A 2,007-nucleotide genomic window follows, 5' to 3' on the forward strand; every position below is an offset into this window, starting at 1 on the left:
CAACCCGGAGGCCGGGCCCCTGCAGGGCTCGGCGGGCCCCACCGGCACGGTCGCCCAGTCCGTCGTCGACGAGGTGGCCCTCCGGAACGCGGGCGCCGGGGATGATGCACCGGGGTCCTTCGGCGTGGTCGTCGGGGCGACGGTGACCGACCCCCCGAGGCTCGACGAGCTCTCCGGCCCGGTCCTCATGCCCGGGGTGGGGGAGCAGGGCGGCACCCTCGCCGACGTCCGCAGGATCGCCGGGCCCGCGCTCCCGCTCACCCTGGTCAACGTCTCGCGGCACGTGCTGCGCGCCGGGCCGGACGTCGACGCGATGCGCGCGACGGTCGTCGAACTCGCCGCACAGTACAGGTTCTCCGACGACTCCTGAGTCACCGCGTTCCACACGGGTGTACCGGCGTCCCACCGGTGACGGCCGCCCGGAGCCGGGCTCGCGGGAATCGGGCGGTTCGCGTCGCGCCCCCGGACGGGCGGCGCTAGGGTGCCATACAACCTCGAACCGTCAATGCGCAGATCAGACGGGGTGCCACAGCGGGACCCCGTCTGGTACCCGGCCGGTCGGCCGCGTACTGTTGCTGAGGTCATCAGGCCCGGAGCCGTGGAAGTCCCCCTCGGGGGCGGCGGAACCGCCCGGGTACGGTGAGCACGAGGGAGCGCCCGCTCCCGGAGGTGTTCCGCAGCCCGCGGACGCGCCGGGGCCGGTCACCGCACACCAGGCGGGGGTGTCCTACGGTGGACATCCGCGTGAGTCATGAGACACACACGAACGAGACGGAGGAATTGTGGCCCTTCCCCAGTTGACCGATGAGCAGCGCGCTGCTGCTCTGGAGAAGGCGGCTGCCGCCCGTCGCGCCCGGGCTGAGCTCAAGGAGCGCCTGAAGCGTGGCGGCACCGACCTCAAGCAGGTGCTCAAGGATGCCGAGAGCGACGAGATCCTCGGCAAGATGAAGGTCTCGGCGCTGCTCGAGGCCCTGCCCAAGGTCGGCAAGGTCAAGGCTCAGGAGATCATGACCGAGCTCGAGATCGCGCCGACGCGTCGTCTGCGTGGTCTCGGTGACCGCCAGCGTCGCGCACTGCTCGAGCGGTTCGACTTCACGGTCGACTGATCGACGCATGAACACACCGTCATCCGGGGCCACCCCGGAGACGACGGCGAAGAGGGGCCGGCTGATCGTCTTGGCCGGCCCCTCCGCCGTCGGGAAATCAACCGTCGTCGCCCGTCTCCGCGAGTGCGTCCCCGACCTCTACTTCAGCGTGTCGATGACCACACGGGACCCGAGGCCCGGGGAGGTCGACGGCCGCGACTACTACTTCGTGTCCACCGAGGACTTCCGGAAAGCGGTATCCGAGGGTCGGATGTTGGAGTGGGCGGAGATCCACCGCGGCCTGCAGCTCTCCGGGACCCCCGCCGATCCGGTGCACCGCGCGCTCGAGGCGGGACGACCGGTCCTCATCGAGGTGGACCTCGCCGGGGTGCGCCAGATCCGCGAGTCGATCCCGGAGGGCAGGGCCGTGTTCCTCGCCCCGCCGTCGTGGGAGGAACTCGAGGTCCGGCTGCGTGGCCGGGGCACCGAACCGCAGGACGTGGTGGACCGCCGACTCGAGACCGCGAAGGTCGAGATGGAGGCCCGCGGAGAGTTCGACGAGGTCGTCGTCAACGACGAACTCGAAAAGGCCGTGGACGAGTTGGTATCATTGCTGGTCGGCCGCGACTAGCGGCGAGCCCAGCGTCACCAGGGTGTCATCGACGACACCGACCCCAGGCAGTACCCCAGAGGAGAACCCATAGTGGCCACCACCGAAGCCGCAGCGGCCACCCCGCTGTACGACACCCCGATCGGCATCACGAACCCCCCGATCGACGAGCTGCTCGAGCGGGCGTCCTCGAAGTACGCACTCGTGATCTTCGCCGCCAAGCGGGCGCGCCAGATCAACTCGTACTACAACCAGATCGAGGAGGGCATCCTCGAGTACGTCGGCCCGCTGGTCGACCCGGGGCTGCACGAG

Annotated in this window: 4 protein-coding genes; all 4 read left to right on the plus strand. The window is 70.2% G+C overall.

Annotation, left to right across the window (positions count from 1 at the left end):
- The coding region (locus G6023_RS08415) for a beta/alpha barrel domain-containing protein (RefSeq protein WP_182634975.1) at nucleotides 1-370 on the plus strand (370 nt) is incomplete at its 5' end.
- A 412-nt stretch (nucleotides 371-782) separates the two neighbouring features.
- Nucleotides 783-1,106, plus strand: coding sequence for an integration host factor, actinobacterial type (mihF, locus tag G6023_RS08420; protein WP_007631925.1), 324 nt, complete (start codon nucleotides 783-785; stop codon nucleotides 1,104-1,106).
- 7 nt (nucleotides 1,107-1,113) lie between these two features.
- Nucleotides 1,114-1,716 (plus strand): guanylate kinase, encoded by a 603-nt coding sequence (gmk, locus tag G6023_RS08425; RefSeq protein ID WP_182634977.1) that lies wholly within the window; start codon nucleotides 1,114-1,116, stop codon nucleotides 1,714-1,716.
- 72 nt (nucleotides 1,717-1,788) lie between these two features.
- Nucleotides 1,789-2,007 (plus strand): DNA-directed RNA polymerase subunit omega (rpoZ, locus tag G6023_RS08430; RefSeq protein ID WP_182634979.1); only part of this gene is annotated, 219 nt, incomplete at its 3' end.

The organism is Dietzia sp. DQ11-71 (assembly GCF_014144995.1).
Taxonomy (GTDB): Bacteria; Actinomycetota; Actinomycetes; order Mycobacteriales; family Mycobacteriaceae; genus Dietzia; species Dietzia kunjamensis.